The organism is Bacillota bacterium, from assembly GCA_040754675.1.
GTDB lineage: Bacteria > Bacillota > Limnochordia > Limnochordales > Geochordaceae > Geochorda.
In genome coordinates this window covers 1-2,077 of the sequence record JBFMCJ010000667.1, presented here as the reverse complement: position 1 = coordinate 2,077, position 2,077 = coordinate 1, and the positions used below count along the sequence as shown (strand labels likewise).

The following is a 2,077-nucleotide window of genomic DNA, read 5'->3' as shown; positions in this document are numbered from 1 at the left end:
CCTCCACGTAGGTGCCACAGCTCTCGCACCGATAGCGAGCCTGCAGGGTGGCCCCGAGCAGGCTATCGAGGAACAGCCCAACGACTGCGCCACGAAGGGCGCCCGCCGCGACCGCTCCTGGCCCCAACACCGCCCGTGCGGCGGCCGCCATCACCGCCGCGCCGGCCACCCCGGCGAGCGTACCAGGCCCGGAGACTCCGCCGGATGTGCCCGGCTCCACCGGTCGCATGCCCACCAGGAGGCGGGGGCGGGCACCGGTCATGATACCGACCTCGGTAGCCCACGTGTCCGCCGTCATGGCAGCCAGGCTGCCGGCAACCAGAGCGTCCCAGACCCAGCTTGCGCCGAACAGAAGCCTTGCAAGCGCCGATACTGCCGCCACGCCCCCGTTGGCGAGCACCTGGAACGCGTCCCGGGCACCGCCGCTCCGCATCCCCTGCTTCCGGCGACGAAGGCGTGTCATGACCGACCCTGAGACGAAAAAGGTCAGCAGCAAGGCTGCCCACGGCAGCCCGCCGGCCCCAAACACGAGGGCGCCCACGGCGGTGGCCGCCACCGCCCCGTCCCGGGTGAGCGCGCCCGCTCGCCAGGCAAGAGCGCTCACCCCGGCGGCCAGGGAGGCGCTCACGAGCAGAAGAAGGCCGGCATCGTGCAAGGTGCCGGCTGAGGGTAGGTCAGCCACGGGCTCCTTCTTGCGCCTGGAGCTCGGCAGGGGCGGAAGCCTGCCGCTCCCTTACCCACCGCGCTGCCCGCCGCAGCCGGGCCACGCTCCCCTCGCGGCCGACCAGGGCCAGCACCTCGTACATGCCCGGGCTCACATCCTTGCCGGTGACGGCGACCCGCACGGGCTGCAGGACGTCGCCCAGCCTGAGGCCGCGCTCGTCCTTGAACCGCGTGAAGTAGGCGTTGAGCATCTCCTCGTTGAACGGCTGCAGGCCCTGCAGCCCGCAGGCCACGTTCTCGAGCAGCTCCGGGACACCCGGACGCAGCAGGTGCTTGCGGGCAGCCGCCGGGTCGTATTCGAATTCGTCCTCGAAGTAGTAAATCACCCACGCAGGCACGTCCGCGAGCGTCCGCAGCCGGCTCTGCGAGAGTTCGAGGGCCCGCGCGAGGCGCTTCTCGCCCGCTTCGCCCTCGCGCTGCACCCTGGCAGCGACCCCTGCCTTCTCCAGGAACGGCCGGCTGCGCCGCGCAAGTTCCCCGAGGGGAAGCTGGCGCAGGTAGTAGCCGTTCATCCACTCAAGCTTCTGAATGTCGAAGATGGCAGGGTTCTTGGAGACCCTGTCCAGCGAAAACTTCTCGATGAGGTCGTGCACCGAGAAGATCTGCTGCTCGGCGTCGTAGCCCCATCCCAAGAGCGCCAGGTAGTTGACGATGGCCTCGGGCAAATAGCCCATCTCGCGGAACGCATCCACCGACTGCGCCCCGTGGCGCTTGGAGAGCTTTGAGCGGTCGGGGGCGAGCAGGATGGACAGGTGCGCAAACGCCGGCGGTTCGGCGCCAAGCGCCCGGTACACCTGCACCTGGCGGGGCGTGTTGGACAGGTGCTCGTCCCCGCGGATGACGTGGGTGATGCGCATCTCCAGGTCGTCGACCACGACCGCGTAGTTGTACGTGGGAAGCCCGTCCGACTTGATGATGACGAAGTCGTCCAGCAGTGCGTTTTCGAAGCGCACCTCGCCCCGCACGAGGTCGTGCACGACGGTCTCGCCTTCGTCGTCGATCCGGAAGCGAAGCGCCTTCGGCCGGCCCTCGGCCTCGAGGCGGCGGCGTTCGGCGCCGGTCAGGTGAAGGCAGTGGCGGTCGTACTTGGGAGCCTCGCCCTGCGCCAGGGCCTGCTGGCGGCGCGCCTTCAGTTCCTCGGGAGTGCAGTAGCAAGGGTAGGCGCGCCCGGCCTCTATCAGGCGCCGTGCGTATTCCTCATACAGGTGGCGGCGCTGGGTCTGGCGGTACGGCCCGTAAGGCCCCCCGATGTCCGGCCCCTCGTCCCAGTCCAGGCCTACCCAGCGCAGCCCGTCGATCATGGCGCGAGCCGATTGTTCGGTGGAACGGGCGAGGTCCGTGTCCTCCAGCCGGA

General features: G+C 69.7%; 2 protein-coding genes. Both read right to left on the bottom strand.

The features are described from left to right. Nucleotides 1–682 (bottom strand): DUF92 domain-containing protein (locus AB1609_22295; protein ID MEW6049165.1); only part of this gene is annotated, 682 nt, incomplete at its 3' end. Next, on the bottom strand, nucleotides 675–2,077 hold a 1,403-nt coding region (gene gltX / locus AB1609_22290), incomplete at its 5' end, for a glutamate--tRNA ligase (GenBank protein MEW6049164.1). The genes gltX and AB1609_22295, both read right to left, overlap by 8 nt.